General features: G+C 37.3%; 14 protein-coding genes and 1 tRNA gene. 11 read left to right on the top strand and 4 right to left on the bottom strand.

The window, feature by feature from the left end; all coding sequences use genetic code 11:
- Positions 1-223: 223 nt before the first annotated feature.
- From NST02_RS22830 to glf, 7 genes are all read left to right on the top strand, one after another.
- Entirely contained in the window at positions 224-934 is a 711-nt protein-coding gene (locus NST02_RS22830; RefSeq protein ID WP_095312824.1) for a LytR/AlgR family response regulator transcription factor, read from the top strand.
- Positions 931-2,241: an ATP-binding protein gene (locus tag NST02_RS22825; RefSeq protein ID WP_340949865.1), complete on the top strand. Its 1,311-nt coding sequence runs from the start codon at positions 931-933 to the stop codon at positions 2,239-2,241. The genes NST02_RS22830 and NST02_RS22825 overlap by 4 nt, the downstream gene beginning before the upstream one ends.
- A 585-nt stretch (positions 2,242-2,826) precedes the next feature.
- Positions 2,827-5,730, top strand: a complete 2,904-nt coding sequence (locus NST02_RS22820; RefSeq protein WP_137744226.1) for a beta-glucosidase — start codon at positions 2,827-2,829, stop codon at positions 5,728-5,730.
- 86 nt (positions 5,731-5,816) lie between these two features.
- A complete protein-coding gene (locus NST02_RS22815) occupies positions 5,817-8,264 on the top strand; it encodes a glycoside hydrolase family 3 C-terminal domain-containing protein (RefSeq protein ID WP_340949863.1) in 2,448 nt (815 codons plus the stop codon).
- A gap of 6 nt (positions 8,265-8,270) precedes the next feature.
- Positions 8,271-8,906 carry a hypothetical protein gene (locus tag NST02_RS22810; protein ID WP_095312817.1) on the top strand — a complete coding sequence of 212 codons (636 nt, stop codon included), beginning with the start codon at positions 8,271-8,273 and terminating at the stop codon, positions 8,904-8,906.
- A gap of 14 nt (positions 8,907-8,920) precedes the next feature.
- Entirely contained in the window at positions 8,921-9,937 is a 1,017-nt protein-coding gene (locus tag NST02_RS22805; protein ID WP_137744228.1) for a glycosyltransferase family 2 protein, read from the top strand.
- A gap of 81 nt (positions 9,938-10,018) precedes the next feature.
- Positions 10,019-11,125 (top strand): UDP-galactopyranose mutase, encoded by a 1,107-nt coding sequence (gene glf / locus NST02_RS22800; RefSeq protein ID WP_095312813.1) that lies wholly within the window; start codon positions 10,019-10,021, stop codon positions 11,123-11,125.
- A 221-nt stretch (positions 11,126-11,346) separates the two neighbouring features.
- On the opposite strand, the gene galE is transcribed toward glf, so the two are convergent.
- The 3 genes from galE to NST02_RS22785 form a co-directional block, all read right to left on the bottom strand.
- Positions 11,347-12,342, bottom strand: a complete 996-nt coding sequence (gene galE / locus NST02_RS22795; RefSeq protein WP_340949862.1) for a UDP-glucose 4-epimerase GalE — start codon at positions 12,340-12,342, stop codon at positions 11,347-11,349.
- A gap of 448 nt (positions 12,343-12,790) precedes the next feature.
- Entirely contained in the window at positions 12,791-12,991 is a 201-nt protein-coding gene (locus NST02_RS22790; protein ID WP_095312810.1) for a hypothetical protein, read from the bottom strand.
- A 130-nt stretch (positions 12,992-13,121) separates the two neighbouring features.
- Entirely contained in the window at positions 13,122-13,562 is a 441-nt protein-coding gene (locus NST02_RS22785; RefSeq protein WP_340949861.1) for a hypothetical protein, read from the bottom strand.
- Positions 13,563-13,981: 419 nt separating this feature from the next.
- Between NST02_RS22785 and NST02_RS22780 the strand changes: the two genes are divergently transcribed.
- The gene (locus tag NST02_RS22780; protein WP_244988979.1) at positions 13,982-14,596 is read left to right on the top strand and encodes a hypothetical protein; all 615 of its coding nucleotides are present in this window, start codon (positions 13,982-13,984) and stop codon (positions 14,594-14,596) included.
- A gap of 307 nt (positions 14,597-14,903) precedes the next feature.
- Here the strand turns inward: NST02_RS22780 and NST02_RS22775 are convergent.
- Positions 14,904-14,977: transfer RNA gene (locus NST02_RS22775), tRNA-Arg, on the bottom strand.
- A 584-nt stretch (positions 14,978-15,561) separates the two neighbouring features.
- Here NST02_RS22775 and NST02_RS22770 point away from each other — a divergent pair.
- Genes NST02_RS22770 through NST02_RS22760 form a run of 3 tightly spaced genes read left to right on the top strand, consistent with a single transcriptional unit; the run spans position 15,562 to position 19,956 of the window.
- Positions 15,562-16,518, top strand: coding sequence for an AAA family ATPase (locus tag NST02_RS22770; RefSeq protein WP_137744231.1), 957 nt, complete (start codon positions 15,562-15,564; stop codon positions 16,516-16,518).
- 1 nt (position 16,519) lies between these two features.
- Positions 16,520-17,740, top strand: coding sequence for a DUF58 domain-containing protein (locus tag NST02_RS22765; protein ID WP_340949860.1), 1,221 nt, complete (start codon positions 16,520-16,522; stop codon positions 17,738-17,740).
- Positions 17,737-19,956: a DUF4129 domain-containing transglutaminase family protein gene (locus tag NST02_RS22760; RefSeq protein ID WP_340949859.1), complete on the top strand. Its 2,220-nt coding sequence runs from the start codon at positions 17,737-17,739 to the stop codon at positions 19,954-19,956. Before NST02_RS22765 ends, NST02_RS22760 begins: the two co-directional genes overlap by 4 nt.
- Positions 19,957-20,882: the final 926 nt, after the last annotated feature.

The following is a 20,882-nucleotide window of genomic DNA, read 5'->3' as shown; positions in this document are numbered from 1 at the left end:
ACGATAGTTTATTATAATGGAAGGCTTTTATGATCCAGTAGAATCTTTTTATAATTAGTGTAGTCAATTTTTTACTTGCGTCCTTAGTTGTTTGTATTTGAAGGATATAGCGTTATTTATAACTACACGGGATAATTTTTTCATTTAACAAAGTTTAAAATAAGTTGTTCTTGGCTTCTTATAAATGAATGCTTATTATTGCTGTTTATTAAGGAGGGATAGAATGATAAGAATTGCAGTAGTCGAAGACGAAATGAATTATCAAGAACAGTTGATCGAATTTCTTCGCAGGTTTGAGCAAGACAGGGGCGAAAAAATTGAAATAGAAACTTATACTGACGGCGATGAATTTGTTGAAAATTATCAGGCGCAATTTGACATTATTTTAATGGATATACAAATGCCATTTATGGATGGGATGTCCGCAGCAGAGGAAATTCGAAATAAGGACTCGGAAGTGGTCATTATTTTTATTACGAATTTGGCGCAGTATGCGATCAAAGGCTATGCGGTTGATGCGCTAGATTATGTTTTGAAACCGATTTCGTATTTCCAATTTTCTCAGCGATTACATCGGGCGGCAGAACGAATGAAGAAAAGGGAGACGCAGCATCTTACGATAAAGATAAAAGGGGGCGTACAACGGTTTAAAATTTCCGATATTTATTATGTTGAAAGCCAGGGGCATAATCTTGTTTTTTCTTCCAAGGCAGGAGATTTTATCACTTCGGGGACGTTAAAGGAATTAGAAAAACAGTTATCTAGTTTTCATTTCTTTCGTGGGAATAAAGGCTATTTGATTAATTTGGAGCATGTAGAAGGAATGAACGATAACTGTGCAATTGTGAAGGGAAAGGAACTTCTTATAAGTCGAAATAGAAGAAAGGCGTTTATGGAAGCACTGTCCCATTATTGGGGTGAGGTGATCAAGTGATTGATGTCATTCCCGATATTCCACGGTTTTATACAGCGTTGGCTGAATGGATTGCTTGCATGATTTATATTTCTGTTTTAAAGAAGAGGCTTTGCGGATGGAAGTTTTATTCTTTTGCTGCCGGAATTCTTATTTTACAGTCTGTTTTTTTAATCGTTACGAAAAATTTGCCGATTGTCTTTTGGATTCCGTGTATGATTGTTGCCATCGGAATCATGTATTTATTCATTTATATGTGTTGCGACATCAATCCATTAGAAGCAGGTTATTTTAGCGTAAGAGCATTCGTGGCAGCAGAATTTGTTGCCTCATTAGAGTGGCAGGTGCATTTCTTTTTCTTAGGTGGAGAAGAAAATCGTTTGATTTTAGATTTAACTCTTTTGGTCTTTATTTTTGCACTTTTATTCTTGTTTTTCTGGTTCTTAGAAAAACGTCATATACCGGACGAAGGGAAGCTAAATATAAGACAAGGAGAACTATGGTCAACGGTTTTAATCGGAGTTGCTGTTTTTGGAATTAGTAATTTAAGCTTTGTTTCGTCTCGTACCCCTTTTAGTGGGCAATATGCCCAGGAGATATTTAATATTCGTACATTAGTAGACTTGGGTGGTTTTTCAATATTATATGCCTACCATATTCAATTAAACGACTTAAGGATTAAACATGAATTAAAAGCTGTAAACGATATCCTTCAAAATCAATACGTACAATATCAGCAATCGAAAGAAAGTATTGAAATGATTAATTATAAGTATCACGATTTAAAAAATCAGATTATTGCATTAAGGGCTGAGGAAGATCCGGAAAAACGAAATGCGTTTTTGACGCAAATGGAAAATGAAATTAAGGCGTATGAAGCTCAAAATAAAACAGGAAACCAGGTGCTGGATACTGTGCTCACCAGTAAAAACATGCACTGCATAAAGAATGGGATTACATTAACTTGCGTTGCAGATGGTTCATTGCTGAATGGAATGGACGTCATCGATATTTGTACGATATTTGGGAACGCCCTTGATAATGCGATTGAGTATGTGCAAAAAATTGCCGATCGGGAAAAGAGATTGATCCACGTTTCGCTTTTTTCTCAAAAAGGGTTTATTATGATCCGCTTTGAAAATTACTTTGAAGGAGAACTTAATCTTGAAGGTGGATTGCCGACAACGACGAAGCTCGATACATTCAACCATGGTTACGGCTTAAAAAGTATTCGCTATTCCGTGCAAAAATACAACGGTGTTGTCAATGTAGCGAAGAAAGATAAATGGTTTGAATTAAAAATATTAATGCCTCAACAATTGGTTTAGAAGTATTTAATTGCTGGAAAACTTAGTGGCTTGGATGGTGTGGAGATACCTATCCAAGCTTTCATTTTTGTTGAGGAAATTAGTTGTGTACAGCTCTTTCAATGAGTGCATCTAGTCTTGGCAAGCAGCCTAAAGCCTGTAAATATTGGTACTTGGATTTTTACAGCCAATGATATTTTAACCGTAGGTTTTCATTATCAATAGACGGGCTGCACGGTGATGGGCACAAATGAACATGACTTTAATTCAGCATCGCATGATCGATTCGAACTTTAATTGTTCCGAGGGTCTCCGTGCTTTAGTTCATGTATACGATTACAGTTCATGCAAAAAATCAAACAGTTTATGAAGGCTCGATAATATCGAGGAGTAAATGTGTTACCATTTTCGTTGAAAGAGATAGGGGTGTTTACCTCTCTTAAATGCTTGATGAAAGCGCTTTTGACTTTAGCGTTAGGCACAGTCATGATCCCTTCAATATTTTTAATAGAAAAGAAAGCGCTTAATACATTGACTAATAGGGAGGTAAAAAGAAGTACATGGTTTGCTTACTTATCTTTTTTAGACTTATAGGGGGAAAAGAAGATGAAAAAAAAGAAAATGAGTAAGAAGAAGTTTCGTATCGTATGGAGCTCTATATTATCAGTTTTACTTGTTATTATTGTTGCAGCGAACGTTGCGTTAGCTCAGTTCTCGGATGTCATTTCTGCTTATTTTTCAACGATAGATCTAGAGAGTGCTGAGGCAGTCGAAGCTCGCCAAAAATCAGAGGGCATTGTTGAGCAAATTGCTGATGAAGGAATTATTCTGTTACAAAATAATGATAATACTTTGCCTATCCAAACATCAGAAGATAATAAGGCTAAGGTAAATGTTTTTGGTTGGAGTTTCACGGAGCCAATTTATGGTGGTACTGGTTCAGGTTCAGCCGATGCCTCAAAAGCTGTAACACCGAAGGCGGGCCTTGAAAACGCAGGTTTTGAAATTAATGAGCATTTATATAAAGCTTATGTTGATACAGGGATTGAAAGACCTATTGTTGGAATGGATGGACAGGATTGGTCAATTCCAGAACCAAAGCCATCTGAATTCTATACAAGTGAATTGATGCAACAGGCGAAAGATTTCTCAGATGTTGCCATTATTTTCATTGCTCGTTCAGGTGGTGAAGGTGCAGACTTACCTAGAAGTATGGACGGACCAGATACATTTGATCCAAACGGGGGCGCATTTGGTCCAACAGGTCAAAAGTTTGGTTACGAGGATGATCTAGATGCAAGTAAGCACTATTTACAATTAAGCAATAGAGAGCAAGGAATGATTGATGCTGTCACAGAAAATTTTGATAACGTTATTCTTGTTGTAAACAGTGCTAATACATTTGAACTAGGGTGGGTTGAAGAGTACGAAGAAATTAAAAGTATATTGAATGTCGCCGGACCGGGTCAAAATGGATTTAATTCATTAGGAAAGGTTCTTTCTGGGGAAGTAAATCCATCAGGTAAAACGGTCGATATTTATACAAAGGATCTTCTTGATCCACCTGCAATGATAAACTTTGGTGATTTTGATTATGTAATTGAAAACGCAGATGGATCCTATGCACAGGCCTTTGACTCAAGCAATGTCCCATTAAAATATGTGGATTACTCAGAAGGAATTTATGTAGGATATCGCTTCTATGAAACGGCTGCAGAGTTAGGTGTCATAAATTATGAAGAAAAAGTTCAGTATCCATTTGGCTATGGGTTGAGTTACACCAATTTTGAACAAGAAGTTGTTGCAAACAGTCTAAATTGGACTGATTCGGAAGTAACGGTCGATGTAAAAGTAACAAATACAGGAGCAGTAGAAGGAAAAGAAGTTGTTCAATTATATTTCTCAGCACCTTACACAGGGAAAATTGAACGCTCCTCCATTGATTTAATCGCATTTGAAAAAACCGATATCATTAAGCCAGGAGAATCTGAAACAGTAACACTTACATTTAATGTGGAAGACATGGCTGCTTATGATGCGAACAAAGAATACAGCAATTCTGGTTCATACGTTCTAGAAGCAGGCGAATATAAACTTATGCTTATGAACAATTCTCATGACAAGATTGCTGATGTAGGAAGTAAAAACCTTAGTGAAGTTGTCTATGATACTACAGGGCGTTCTACTGATGAACAAATTGCCATTAACCAGTTTGATGATGAAGTAACAGGTGAAGGAAGTATCTCCACCTATTTATCAAGAGCCAACGGCTTTGAAAACCTAACAGAATTAAATAAAAATGAAGTTTATACGGTAACAACAGAGGATGGAACAACTAAAGAGGTCTTAGGTAAATTAGTAGATTCAGAATTTGTTAACTTCATTAATGGAATTCGCTATGATGTACCTGCTGATACGCATGATTCAGCACCAACTACAGGAGCTGATAATGGGAAGAAATTAGAAGATTATGTTGGTGTGGATATTAATGATGAGTCATGGAATCAATTACTTGATCAATTGACAGTCAAAGAATTAGCAGAATTAGCAACACTTGGTGGATATAGAACGATCGAGGTTGAGTCTGTAGGAAAACCTGCAACACTAGACTATGATGGACCAGCTGCTATTAATAATATGAATATGGCTGCCAATGGTCAATCCGGTACGGCATTCCCGTCAGAAATCATGATTGCGGCAACTTGGAATCTTGAGCTTGCCGAAGCGATGGGAGAGCATATTGGCGCCGAAGCTAAAGCCTATGGTGTTAGTGGTTGGTATGCCCCAGGTATAAATGTACATCGTACAGCATTTGCTGGAAGAAACTTTGAATACTATTCAGAAGACGGTTTTCTTTCTGGTAAAATGGCTGCTGCAGTAACGAAGGGATTCCAAAACCAAGGTGGATATGTCTATATCAAGCACTTTGCATTAAATGATCAGGAAACAAACCGTACATTTGGCGTGCTGACTTGGAGTAACGAACAAGCCATTCGAGAAGTTTATCTAAAGCCATTTGAAATCGCTGTTAAAGAAGGAGGAGCAAAAGCTGTCATGTCCTCATTTAACAGTATCGGAAATAAATGGGCTGGAGCTGATGACGGTCTGCTTAAGGAAATCCTCCGTAAAGAATGGGGTTTCAATGGCCATGTGATTACGGATTTCTATATGAATGGTGGTGGACTTAATGCTTATCCATACATGAATGTAGAGCTTGCGGTCCGCAACGGAAATGATTTAATGCTTACAGGTGCTGCACCAATGGGAGTACCGGAAATAAATACTGACAGTAATGATACATTATGGGCATTAAGGGATGCTGCTCACAATATTTTATATACGATAGCTAATAGTAGTGCTATTGATGGAGGCTTGAGCACGGATATGCCTCAATGGGTTGTGATTACTATTATTGTTGACATTCTGCTTGCTTTAGTTATTGCAACGGCATTCTACTTTGTCTTTCGGAATAGCAGGAAGAGAGACGAAATAAATATCGATTTAGTGTAATAACGCTACATGAAATTACAACTAAAAATAAGTGATAAGGCGATACTATTTTACGTATCGCCTTATCATAAAAAGAGGAATTGAGCATGAAATACAGAGAATTAATAAACAAAATGACCTTAGAAGAGAAAGCATCATTGATGTCAGGAAAAGATTTCTGGCAAACGATGGACATAGAGCGTCTCGGCATTAACAGCATTTTTTTAGCCGATGGACCTCATGGAATTCGCAAACAGGCTGCTGCTGCAGATCATTTGGGATTAAATGAAAGTATTCCAGCAACTTGTTATCCGACTGCTGCAACAATAGCAAATAGTTGGAATGTTGAACTAGGAGAAACAATAGGAGATTATTTAGGAAAAGAAGCACTTGCCCAAAAAGTGAATGTCCTTCTTGGTCCAGGGATCAATATGAAGAGAAATCCACTTGCTGGGAGAAACTTCGAATATTTTAGTGAAGATCCATATCTAGCAGGTAAGCTGGCTGCAAGCATGATTAGAGGAATCCAATCCCACGGAATATCAGCTTGTGTGAAACATTTTGCCGTAAACAATCAGGAAGAAAGACGGATGTCAATTGATACGATTGTTGACGAACGGACACTGCGGGAAATTTACTTAACAGCATTTGAAATCGCCATAAAAGAAGGCAAAACAAAAACAGTCATGTCTGCTTACAATATGCTAAATGGCGCCTATACCAATGAAAATATCCACTTAATGCGCGAAATTCTCCGTGATGAATGGGGATTTGATGGAGTTGTTGTGACGGATTGGGGTGGCAGCAATGATCGTGTAGCAGGACTGATTGCCGGTAATGAGCTGGAGATGCCAACGACAGCAGGTGAAACAAACGAAGAAATAATCGCTGCCATTAAGAGTGGCAATCTAAAAGAAGAAGTCTTAGATGAATGTGTAGATCGATTATTAGAGTTAATTTTTACAACCGAAGAGGTCTACAAACAACCGCAGAGAGAATTCGATGTCGAGGAACATCATAAGCTGGCCCAAAAAGCTGCTGAGGAATCGATCGTACTGCTAAAAAATGACGACCATATTTTACCGCTGCAAAAGGACAAAAAGGTTGCCATTATTGGCGACTTTGCCCATAATCCACGCTATCAAGGTGCAGGGTCATCAATCGTTAACCCAACGCGACTTGATAATACATTGGATAGTCTTAACGATTCGGGGATTACAAGTATTGGTTATGAACCAGGATTTGACCGTTACGGGAAAAATAGTCGGAAGAAGATAAATAAAGCATGTGCACTTGCGAAAGAGGCAGATGTTGTTCTTTTATATATGGGTCTTGATGAAGTAACCGAAGCGGAAGGCTTAGATAGACAAAACATGAAGATCCCGCAGAACCAGGTTGATTTATTATCGGCTTTGCATGAAGTGAATGAAAATATTGTTGTCGTTCTTTCATGTGGAGCAGCAGTAGAAATGCCGTGGATTGATAAAGTGAAAGGGTTGGTTCATGGATACTTAGCTGGACAGGCTGGAACGAAGGCAATTCTTCGGGTTCTTACCGGCGCTGTAAATCCTTCGGGGAAATTAGCGGAAACATATCCACTTCGTTATGAGGATACCCCTTCTTATCATAACTTTCCAGGGAAAGAAGTTAGTGTAGAATACCGAGAAAGTCTTTATATCGGCTATCGTTATTATGATACGGCAAATGTAGATGTTCTTTTCCCATTTGGATTTGGACTCAGTTATACAAGCTTTGAGTATACAAATATCCATGTCACAACCGAAGGAGTTACTTTTAACTTAACGAATTCCGGGGAGATGGCGGGGATGGAAGTAGCCCAGCTATACGTAGGATGTCAGTCGACAGATATTTTTAGACCGAAAAAAGAGTTAAAAGGTTTTGCGAAAGTATTTTTGAATGCCGGTGAAACAAAAACGGTTTTGATCCCGTTTGATGATAAAACATTCCGTTATTTCAATGTAAAGACAAATAAATGGGAAATTGAAGAAGCTGAGTATGAGATTATGATTGGTGCATCAAGCGAAGATATTCGCTTAGTAGAATCTCATTTTGTTGCAGGTACAGGTGCACCACTTCCATATGAGAAGGTGAAGCTACCTAGCTACTATTCTGGCAAAGCGAATAATGTGAGCGTGGAAGAATTTGAAGAGCTGCTAGGCTATAAAGTGCCGGACTCGAAATGGGATCGTACCCGTCCGCTTGGATACAATGATACGATTGCCCAATGCCAGTATGCAAAGGGTGCTTTTGCAAGATTTTCCTTTCATGCCATTACTTTTGCCCATAGATTTTTATGGAAAATTGGAAAAAGAAGCACAGCCAATTTAATCATGATGTCAGTCTATCACATGCCGTTTAGAGGTGTAGCGAGAATGACCGGAGGAATCATTAATATGCCGATGCTAGACGGCATTTTAATGATTGTTAATGGTCGATTTTTTAAGGGTCTGAGGCATGTGCTAAGAGAAAGAAAAAAGATGATAAAAAAGATAAAGGTAGAACAGCCCCTAGCAAGAATGGAGAAGGAGATGTAGAATAGAATGAGCAACCTGAATAACAAAAATAATAAAGTTCTTGCTAGGACAGTAGGTTTTTGGAACAATTATAAAGAAAAACATCCTAATATTGCACAGTTCCTTGTATTCTTTATGTTAAGTAATGGGATCACCGTATTACAGCTAGTATTAATGCCTGTTTTTAAGAGTATTTTCGCGAAAACAGCCTTAGTCACTACAAATTTTCAAGTATTGCAGTTTGGTCACAATTTTGACGGCAGTCCTTACTACGTTTTTGATTATGCGGCAGGATCACTTGCCTCAGGTGGTGGTGGCGGTCTTGCGTATTTCCTTGCTGTTCAAATTACGATTGGAATCGCGCAGGTCATTAACTTTTTTGCCCAAAGAAGTATTACATTTAAATCAAACAGTAATATTTGGAAAGCTGCTTTTTGGTACTTAGTTGCTTATATTGTCATTACGATTGGGGCAGCGGCAGCACAAGGCTTCTATAAAGCTCCAATTTATAACCTATTGATGAATACTTGGGGATGGGGAGCAGTCGGGGAAACAACGGCAGATGTTATTACGATGATTATCAATAGTGCTATTTCATTCTGGGTGTTCTTTCCAATTTTCAAAATTATTTTCAAGCAAGAACCTGAAAACAAGGTCAAGTAAAGGAAGTGCGAGTAATGAAATTATTATCAGTGGTAATTCCTTGCTATAATTCAGAAGCCTATATGAGATATTGCATAGAATCTCTTTTGCCTGGTGGTGAAAGTGTTGAACTGCTGATAGTGAATGATGGCTCATCTGATAATACCGCTTTAATTGCAGATGAGTATGCAAAAAAATATCCTTCAATCATCAGGGCGATTCATCAGGAGAACGGTGGACATGGGGAAGCTGTGAATGCAGGCATTCGTCATGCAGCTGGTTTATACTTGAAGGTAGTTGACAGTGATGATTGGGTTGATACGAGAGCTTATCTGAAAATATTGCATCAGCTTCAAGAATTTACAGCAAAAAATCAAACAATCGACATGCTGGTTAGCAATTTTGTTTATGAAAAAGAAGGCGCAAAGTATAAGAAAGTGATGAAATATGAAAACGTGCTGCCAATTGGAGAAATTTTCACTTGGGACGATATAGAGCCATTTCGCAAAGGCCAGTATCTCTTAATGCATTCGCTTATATATCGAACACAATTGTTAAAGGATTGTGGGTTGGAGCTACCGAAGCATACTTTTTATGTTGACAATTTATTTGTCTATGTTCCTCTTAAGCATGTTAAGACGATGTACTATATGAACGTGGAGTTTTACAGATACTATATTGGTAGAGAAGATCAGTCTGTTCAAGAAAAGATCATGATCAAAAGAATTGACCAGCAGATTAAAGTGAATAAGCTAATGATCGATACGATCCCATTAAGCACGATTAAGAATCCGAATTTGCGCCAGTATCTATTCCATCATCTTGAAATTGTTACAGTTGTATCGGCAATCCTTTTGATCCGTTCAGGGACAGCTGAAAATATCCAGAAGAAAAAAGATTTATGGAACTATATTAAGGAAAAAGACTCGGAGTTGTATCATGATATTCGTTATGGTATGATGGGGCATTTAATGAATTTACCAGGTAGGTTAGGACGCAGTGTTTCAATCGGGGCCTATAAAATATCACAGAAATTGGTTGGATTCAATTAATGTTCATGTAAAAATAGCTTTCTATGAAAAAATTTCATAGAGGGCTATTTTTGCTTAATTTTCAGTTGGAGGAATATTAACATGAGTTTTGATTATTTAGTTGTCGGCTCTGGCTTATTTGGCAGTACGTTCGCTTATGAAGCAGCCAAAAAAGGAAAAAGAGTAAAAGTAATTGAAAAAAGAGCGCATATTGGTGGGAATATTTACACGGAAAATATCGCAGGGATTAACGTGCATAAATATGGGGCACATATCTTCCATACGAATGATAAAGAAATATGGGATTATATCAATCAGTTTGCCGAGTTTAATCGATATACAAATAGTCCTATTGCAAACTTCCGCGGGGAGATTTATAACTTGCCCTTTAATATGAACACCTTTCATAAATTATGGGGCGTTACTACCCCTGAAGAGGCAAAGGCAAAAATAGAGGAGCAAAGAAAAGAAGCAAATATCGAAAACCCTACCAATTTAGAGGAACAGGCTATTTCCTTGGTGGGGATTGATATTTATGAAAAGCTGATTAAAGGTTATACAGAAAAACAGTGGGGAAGAAAAGCAAGCGAGCTGCCTGCGTTTATTATTAAACGTCTTCCTGTGCGATTTACTTATGATAATAATTACTTTAACGATCGCTACCAAGGAATTCCAATCGGAGGCTATACACAAATTATTGAGAAAATGCTTTCCAGCGAGAAAATCGAGGTGGAAGTGAATAAGGATTTCTTTGCAAATAAAGCGGAATATTTAAAAGATTATCCGAGAATTGTTTATACGGGCATGATTGACCAATTTTTTGATTATCAGTTTGGCCAATTAGAATATCGCAGTCTACAATTTGAAACATCCGTTTTGGAACAGGAAAACTATCAAGGGAATGCGGTCGTGAATTATACGGACGCCAAAACCCCATATACAAGAATTATTGAGCATAAGCATTTTGAATTTGGCAATCAGCCGAAAACTGTCATAACGAGAGAATATCCGAAAACATGGGAGATGGGTGATGAGCCTTATTATCCAATGAACGATACCCGAAACAATGAGATATTCAGGCAGTATGCCAAGCTTGCCGAAGAACAACCACATATCATTTTTGGTGGCCGATTAGGGATGTATAAGTACTATGATATGCATCAGGTGATAGCTGCAGCTTTGTCTGCAGCCAAAAAAGAGTTAAATTAACCACGAAAAAAGCTGTGTCAACGCTATTTTGCCACAGCTTTTTCAGCAGTTAAGGCGGATTCGCCGATATATTTGTTTTTTCACCGATATATCTTTATAAAAGCCGATAAATTCAATTTTTCGCCGATATATCACCATAACCGCCGATAAACCTCATTTGGGATGTGCAACACTTATGATGAGATGCATGTTCATTCCTAATTTTAGAGTGGATCATTAAGCTATTTCTCTTTTGGATAGCCGTTTGGATGTGTAGAATGCCATCTCCAAGCGTCTTCCATAATTTTCGTAATGGAGGTACGAATAGGATTCCAGCCTAACATTTGCTGAGCTTTTTCCGAGCTTGCAATTAAAATACTAGGATCGCCAGCTCTGCGTGGCCCTGACAGTGCGGGAATTTCCTTACCTGTCACTTGTCTTGCCGTATCAATCATTTCTTTAACAGAAAAACCTTGGCTGCTGCCGAGATTGAAAATGTCACTTTTTCCGCCTTCTCTTAAATGTTTTAACGCCAATAGATGGGCAGCAATGAGGTCTTCTACATGAATGTAATCACGGATGCATGTCCCGTCCGCTGTGTCATAATCTTCTCCAAAAATGGTAATATGCGGTCGCTGTCCAAGTGCTGTTTGGAGCAGGAGCGGAATTAAATGGGTTTCGGGAAAATGATCTTCTCCGATTTCTCCAGATTCTCTAGCGCCAGCCACATTGAAATATCGTAAGGAAACATACTTAATACCATGAGCTCTCTCGACCCAGCTCATGATTTTTTCCATCATTCGTTTTGTTTCTCCGTATGTATTCGTCGGATTCGTCGGCATCGTTTCCGAAATGGGTATAGTCTCAGGTTCACCGTATGTAGCTGCTGTGGAAGAAAAGACTATTTTTTTAACATCATATTCGTTCATTACTTGAAGCAAAATTTGCGTTCCATAAACATTGTTATCAAAGTATTTAAGCGGAACTTCCATTGATTCTCCGACTAAAGAATGGGCTGCAAAATGGAGAACCGCATCGATCGTTTCTTGTTCGAACACGGATCGAAGGAATTCGATATGACGAATGTCCCCTTTATAAAATTTTGCTTTTGGATGAACCGCATCTTTATGTCCTGTCTTGAGATTATCAACAACGACAACCTCTTCCCCTTGATCAATTAATTGATAAACGGCGTGAGAGCCTATATAACCAGCCCCACCTAAAACCAACACACTCATATCCAAATTCCTCCGATTTCATTACCTTGTATTGTTAATAAAAGTTTAATATAGATTGAAGCTAGAGGCAATTTGGGTGAAGCCGAGTTTCATGAGGCGAGTGAGCATTGTTAGGAGGAGCAAAGTGGAGCTTACATTCATTTCACCATGTAGTATGCATTTATAAACGGCTGATCGACTTTTAAAAAATGCTTTTTTCCGCCTTCAATTTCAAAGCCCATTTTCTTTAGTGCAATATCGGTTGTATTGTGACTGTCAGTTCAAGTCTGTGAATGAGGCCCATACCTCTAACTCTTTAAATAATTGCGTCCCCTTTATCGGTGATTTTGAGCACAATGTACGCACTATGTTCCATTCCAGTATCATTTTCTCGATTTGCTGTAGGTGACTGATTAAAGGGAATGGGAGAAAAGTAAAGATTGAGCGGAGGCAAATATGAAACCTGGGTTTAAGTAAATTTACAGTTTCGTAATCTTTTCACGGCTTCCGTTCCAACGATACAACCAATTAATGAAAGAATTTCAATTGAAAAAAGCGCTTTAAAAACATAATAAAGGGTTGTTCCTAGCATAATATCATACGTAAAGATTGATTTTATTTTAGAACCTTCAATGGTGTAAAAGATAAATTTATGATTATTTGTCTTCACTCGCACTCCACCTTTTGGGTTGTTACTAATTTTATGCGATCGAGTGCTTGGCATATAAACAATAATTAAAAATATAGGTGTTTGTTAGGTTTTAAAATACGAATTTGAGTCTGTGTTAAACTCTTGGCTCTTACTTATCAATGATTTTTTGATAACCATATAAAAATAAAGCCATTGCCATTGAGAGGTAAAAATGATGATACCGGGAAAACTTCACATAGTTAAGAAATTGTGTTTTTTCAAAAAAGGCTATTAATGGAAATGAAAAAAGCAGATTTTGCAATAAATTTGTCAGTAAATATAACCAAAATTTCCCGTATGTTAATTTGAATGTCCAAATTGTAGCAACAGAAAAACCACACAAAACAAGAGACAAGATATTAATGATTTTATTTGAGATTCCGCCTTTAACTTTAAATAAATTAAAATGTGCTCCAATAAAATTAATGGTCATTGTGATTAATAGAGACATGGTAGTTACTGGCAAAAATCGCTTAATTGTTTTTCGGGGAATGAAATATAAGCTCCCTAAAGAAGAAATTAATAAAACTCGAATGAAATTAATTACCATGGATGCACTTCCTCCTAAATCGGGATTCAATTAGAGTCCGTTCATTTTTTAATTGTGTACTTCAAGTTTAAAAACGAAAGTTGGGCATTTAAAAATGTGAATAAAAACGATTTTTTATTAGCAGCTGTAATGACTAAAATGATTCAATAGCAAAGCGATTAATAAAGAAATTATATTTTTCTCGTTAAGGATAAAATTCCCTGACGTAAGCACTAATATGTAGGTGATTTGTAACTTTAAATATTTTATTTATGTACACGTAAATTTTGGTAGCAATACTTGATAGGTGAAGGGGATGGAACAATGAGCTTATAAGCAGGGGAGAAAAACCCTACAGCTATATGTTTAAAAAAATGATGCCTATTTTTCCCAATATATTATACTATTGAATAATAGAGATAATATTGGAGGGTAACAAAGTGAAAACACGAAATATAATGATACTTTTAGCGACTATAATGCTTTTAGTTTCTGCCTGTGGAAGTCGAGAAGCTAAACAAAATGAATCCAGCGAGAAAACCGATAATAAAACAGAGGGAAATGAAAAGATAGAAGTAGATAAAAATTTATTAGATGTTGAGGTAACATTACCTGAGTCATTCTTTAAGGAACAAGAGCAGGATATTGCTCAAGTGATTGCCGAGGCAGAATCAGAAGGTATTAGTGTTACTAAGAATAGTGATGGGTCCTTAACTTATAAAATGTCAAAAGCAAAACATAAAGAAATGATGAGTGAGTTAGAAAACCAGACAAAAACTTCTATTGAAGAAATGAAAAATAGTGAAGATTTTGCCTCAATCAAAGATGTGGAATATAATAAGTCCTTTTCTGAGATCACTTTGGTGGTAATTAGAGAAAAATACGAGGGTAGTTTTGATGGCTTTGCAGTTTTAGGTGTGGCTATTAGCAGTATGTTGTATCAGATGTTTGATGGTGTGAATCCTGATGATTATAAAGTAACCATCTTTCTAAAAGATGCTGATACTGGGGAAGTATTTGATACGATTATTTATCCAGAAGCATTGGAACAGTAAATACTATAGAAAATGGAACCGAAGAAAGTATAACAATTGAAGCATTAAAAGTTTTTGCAGAAAAAAACGTTGATTTTGCCGACGCATTACTAAGTGTAAAATCTAAAGAAAATCTCCCCGTACTTACATGGGATAAAAAAGATTTCAAAAAATTAGAATGCGAATATTATCCACCTGAGTAACTAATTGAAACCTAAATATAAAATGCGAAAAATACACTAGGATTCTAAGAAAAATAAAAAAGCGTCAATCCCTTGATACAATTGAGGTTGACGTTTTTTGTTAGAACATTTTAAAACATACAGGACGTCCCAGGAGGGATTCGAACCCCCGACCTACAGTTTAGGAAACTGTTGCTCTATCCTGCTGAGCTACTGGGACATATTGAAATAAAATATATGATAATTTACGCACACAAAAGGAAACTGTCGTCCTGATTTCAGAAAGCAAACTCAAGGAGCGACTCAATCAGTACGCTGTAGAAAAATCAGAGAAGCGGACTCGAACGTGCTCTATCCTACTGAGCTACTGGGACATAATTAACTTTACACGTGAAAGGAAATGCTCAAGAAGCAGTTCGTTCATGTGAAATGTTGTCCACGAATTTTCCTTTAAACATCCCCGTGTTTTTCCAATAATCAGCATTAACTATTATAAGTTATTCTCAGAAAAGGTCAAGTAGTACGAAGAGATGTTTAAAATAGCTGAGTTGAAACTTTCATTAGTAGGAAGCGTCTAATTAATAAGTATTATTTTTTGCTTGAAATTAAAGAAATTTATAAATATGGGCTCTCTAAAGTACAAGGTTATTTGGACAATAAATAAGGGTAAGAGAAGAGCGGATAGAGGCTTTTGCTGCATTAATACATTGTTAATTTTCTCCTTTTAAGAGGAATTTTGCAGAATCATATCGAAAATAAGTTAAAATAGAAGAAACATCAAAAGCAAATTGCGGGAGGGAAAGCATGACACACGAACAATTGAATCCGACGATCGGAAGGATCTTAGAAAATATAGAAAAAGTAATGATTGGAAAAAGAAATGTGGCGGAATTAAGTTTAGTTGCGCTGTTATCAGGTGGGCATGTCCTACTTGAGGATGTCCCAGGTGTAGGAAAGACAATGATGGTTCGTGCGCTTGCAAAATCGGTGAATGCCAAGTTTCGACGCATTCAGTTCACTCCTGATCTTCTTCCGTCCGATGTGACAGGTGTGTCTATTTACAATCCGAAAGAATTAGAGTTTCAATTTCGCCCAGGTCCGATTATGGGAAATATTATATTGGCTGATGAAATTAATCGTACTTCTCCTAAAACTCAATCGGCATTGCTGGAAGGAATGGAGGAAAGCAGTGTAACCGTTGACGGAATAACCCATCGTTTGGAGAAGCCTTTTTTTGTCATGGCGACTCAAAATCCTATTGAATACGAAGGAACTTATCCTTTACCAGAGGCCCAGCTTGATCGTTTCTTGTTAAAAATGAAAATGGGCTATCCTGATGTGAACGAAGAGATGGAAGTGCTTAGTCGTGCTCAAAGGACGATGCCAATTGAAGAGCTAGAGTCGGTTATCGATTTGAATGATCTTAGAGAACTACAAGAAAATATTAAACTTGTAACGGTAGATGATACGATTAAACGTTACATTGTCGATATCGTAAATGGAACACGAAGAAATAGCAGTGTCTACTTAGGTGCTAGCCCTCGTGGTTCGATTGCGCTTATGAAAGCGGCACAAGCATATGCTTATATGTATAAACGTGATTATGTACTACCGGATGATGTGCAATTTTTAGCGTCATATGTGCTTGCCCATCGAATTATTTTAAAATCGGAAGCGAAGTTTGAAGGAATTTCAGCTGAGGATGTGCTGGAGCGTGTATTGGCTCGGGTGCCGATTCCAGTTCAAAGGCTTGTGAAATAAAATGAGACAATTTATGAATCGCATGAGGCCTGTGTGGAAGCTGTTAGTCCTATTATTTTTAGTTGTATTGACCTTTTCCTATGCGATGTTTCAGGGAGGTTTTGTGAGTTGGTTTCTATTTTATAGTTTTCTTCCTTTTGCTTTATATAGTCTGGCACTGGTGTTTTATGGAGTTCGGCACATGACAGTGAAAAGAGAGTTTTTGAAAGAAGAATACCACGCAGGAGAAAAACTTAAAGTAAAAATCAAGTTGAAACGCCCCTCATCTTTTCCTCTTTTTTATATGATAATTGAGGATGACTTAAGCAATGAATTATTGGCCCCGACTCAGAAAGGTCAGATGAAAACATTTGTCTACCCCCATTTTCGTAAGGAAATAGATTTTGAGTATGTGATTGAATCCCTTCCACGAGGAGAACATCACTTAAAAGGAATTCACATTAAGTTTGGCGATCCTTTAGGGCTCATAGAAAAACAAATTCATATTGAAACAGAAGATGATAAACTCCTTGTCTACCCAGCTTATGAAGAGATCATCTATCGGTTGATGGACAATCATTATGAGCAGGGAATGACTGCATCAAAGGAAAGAGTACAGAGGGATACTTCTATGGCGATTGGAATTAGAGAATATCAACCGGGCGATCGTTATTCGTGGATTAACTGGAAGGCGACAGCGAAGAGAAATGACATTATGACTAAAGAATTTGAACAACGGAAATCACATGATGTTTTCTTAATGATGGATTGTGCTCCAGATATCAGATTTGAGGCAATCGTTTCTTTTACCGCATCGCTGGTGAGAGGAATTTTGCGCAAAGGGGCCCAAGTCGGACTTCTTACTTATGGAGAGGAGAGAAGATTATTTCCGATCCAAGGTGGTGAGGGTCATCAGCAGCAACTTTTTTACCATTTGGCGAAAGTAAAGGATCGAAGTCCAGTAGCATTAGATGCTGTACTTGACAGTGAGAGCTTTATGATGTTGCAAAATGCTTCCTTTATGTTAATCACTTCCCAATTAACGAAAGAGTTGGTAGAGAAAGCAAGTCAATTTTCCATGAGAACAGGAATGATGACGATATATCTGCTAAAAGAGGAGCAAGAAACGATCGGCAGCAAAGAAATTGCCTTAAAAAGCGAAGCGAACTCAAGAGGCGTACGGGTTGTATTTGTTCATAATGGTCAGTTCTCCCAGGCTTTCTCGGAGGTGGGTAGAGGATGAACGGAGGGAAATTACAAAGCAATATATTGAATATGTGGCTTTATATATGTGGCTTTCTTTTATTATGGGAATGGCTCAGACCGTTAAAACAGTTGACGGATACGGCCAACTTAACTGTCTTTATCATTTTTCTAGTCGTATCGCTCGTTTTAGCTTATTTTAAGGTCAATATTTTTGTTCGAAATGGCATTAAGCTGCTTTATGTTCTTTACACAATAAATCTGTTGTATTTTGAAGACTCCTTTTTTAAGCTGAAGTGGTTCTTTTATGTGACAGATTCAGTAATTGAGAACATGCGAGCTGTATTTCAAGGGAGCTGGGTATCCTTAACCGATGACTTTCGAAGCATCCTTTTTTTCATCTTGCTTGGGCTAATGGCTTACCTGCTTCGATATTGGCTCATAAGTCGAAGGCAAATCTTCGTTTTCTTTTTTATGACTTTATTATATATTACCGTCCTTGATACATTTACTTCCTACGAAGCTGAATTTGCCATTGTCCGGACAATCGTAATTGGTTTTGCGCTTATGGGAATATTGACATTTTATCGGATTTTAGATCGGGAAAACCTGCAAATGCCAGCTGCTTTCGCGAGAAAATGGCTTATTCCATTGGTGGGGATGGTGTGCGTAAGTATTATTATTGGTTACGCTGCACCGAAGGCAAGTCCTATTTGGCCTGATCCAGTTCCATATATTAAATCCTATTCACAAGATAATCGTGAAGATGGAAATGGCAGCGGGGGGATACGAAAGGTCGGGTATGGAATGGATGACTCCACTTTGGGAGGTCCGTTCATGCCGGATGATACCGTTGTTTATGAGACGGAAGCGGATCATCGCCAGTATTGGAAGGTTGAAACGAAGGATGTTTATACAGGAAAAGGCTGGGTTATTGCTGAAGAGAACGGAGAAAAGATTGCCTTTGCCCAAGGAGAAGAGTTTCCGATTTCTAACTATACAGATGAAGAAATGACCGTGGATGAAAGAACAGCGACGATAAGGCCGTTTCTTCAATATCCTCATATTATTTATCCGTTAGGATTGAAAGTTGTTGAAAATGACATTGGGCATTCATACGAAGTGGATTTGAGCTTAGAAAAAATAAGTGGTGCTGATTTAGGAAATCTCCCGGGTATCGGTCAGTATACAGTGGAATATGAATCACCAAGATTCAGTATTCGCGGGATGATGAGTACGGTTGATCAAAACCATCCGCTTTTAACAGAAGATTTCCTTGCCCGTTACACACAGCTGCCTGATGAATTGCCTGAGAGAGTAAGAGACTTGGCGTTAGAGCTTACACAGGACAAAGAGAATTGGTATGAGAAAGCGAAAGCGATCGAAGACTATTTTGGTCGTGTAGATTTTCAATATGATCAGAAGGACGTAGCAGTTCCAGGAAGAAATGAAGACTATGTAGATCAGTTTTTATTTGAGACGCAGAAAGGCTACTGTGATAATTTTTCAACTTCAATGGTTGTGATGCTTAGGTCGATTGGAATTCCAGCTCGTTGGGTTAAGGGTTACACGGAAGGCGATTTTCGCGGGATGACAGACTCAGGTAAGAGGCTGTATGTCATTACGAATAATAATGCCCATTCATGGGTAGAGGTGTTTTTTCCTGAAGTAGGCTGGGTGCCGTTTGAGCCGACGAAAGGATTCTCGAATAACGCTCAATTTACATTTGATTTAGACAGTGAGCAGCCGGGTCAGCAGGATGATGTTTTAGAAGCGCCGGAGGCACCGGAAGTGGATAAACCAGAAGAAACGGATGCCCCTGAGCAATCTGCCCAAACTTCTTTTTCATGGAAAGATACTTTCGATAAGACTACGCAATTTTTGCGCACAAATTGGCTGTGGTTTGCAGCTGCGATTGCGGTGTTTACCTTAACAACCTATATTTTGTATAAAAAACGACTAAAATGGCTTCCTTACTTTTTAATCTTCCGCTACAGGAGAAGAAAAAAGGACGAGGATTTCCCTGAAGCATATATCGCCTTATTAACACAGTTAAATCGGTACGGCTTGAAGAGGAACCAGGAACAAACCTTAAGGGAATATGCCCGCTATGTCGACCATTATTTTTCCAGTGGGGAGATGAGTGCATTAACCTCAACCTATGAGCAGTATCTTTATAAGGGAAAATTGCAAGAGGGAAGCTGGGAAAATACAAAAGAATTGTGGGAAAATTTAATTAAAAAAACAATCGCTTGACCTGTTAAACTATATTTTTAATTGGAAGAAGCGAACGTTTATTGTATGATTTTTATTCTAATATCGATAATGAGGATGAGGTGTGAGAGCGAATGGGATATGATTACTGGTAATATGTCATTTGCTCTTAACTATTTTGGCTATGTTTTGAGGGGTTTTCTAGATGGGGAAAATTATTAAAAACCGATAATGAAAATATATATTGATTTATTTGAACGAAGTATTCGTTCGATTTTTCGCATTGGGTATAATCTTTCTTTAGTAACTTATACTTACATTTAATTTAAATATCTTTGATACATGTTTAATAAAAAAATCATTAGGGTGATGTAATTTGTTAAGGTTTATAAGTCTATTTTTAATTGTTGGAATAGTATTAGGGTTACTTATTGATTTTGGAGTAAGGGCCTTACCAATAATAATTATTATTTTTTTGTTAACAGGCTTTCTTTTATGGAAGGATTGGAATACCCCTCGATAAAAAAATATATTTTTTTATAAATAGAGGATTTTCCCATTTTTAGTTGAATATGTTAATAATGTAGTGGAATTGAGGAGTTTTTTTGTTTAGAAGGATTAGTTAAATGCTGTTGTTTGTTTCATTGATATTAAGAACATTTTCAAGAAATGTCTTTTGCAAGCGAGTGAGGCCTATCCTTAGTAACTTAAACATTTATTTTTTGGCATTTTTAAAAATTTATAAGGGTGATGTAATTTGTTGAGGTTTTTAAGCCTTTTTTTTATTGTTGGAATAGTATTGGGTTTATTTATTACTATAGGAGTAAAGGCCTTACCAATAATTGTTATTATTTTACTGTTAACCGGCTTTCTTTTATGGAAAGATTGGAATACTCCTTGATGAAAAACATTTTTTTACATAAATAGAGGATTTTCCCATTTTTAGTTGAATATTTAATGTAGTAAAA

It is taken from the genome of Robertmurraya sp. FSL W8-0741 (assembly GCF_038004005.1).
Lineage (GTDB): Bacteria > Bacillota > Bacilli > Bacillales > Cytobacillaceae > Robertmurraya > Robertmurraya siralis.
The sequence above is the reverse complement of the archived record's forward strand: the minus strand, read 5'-3'. Positions and strand labels throughout refer to the sequence as shown.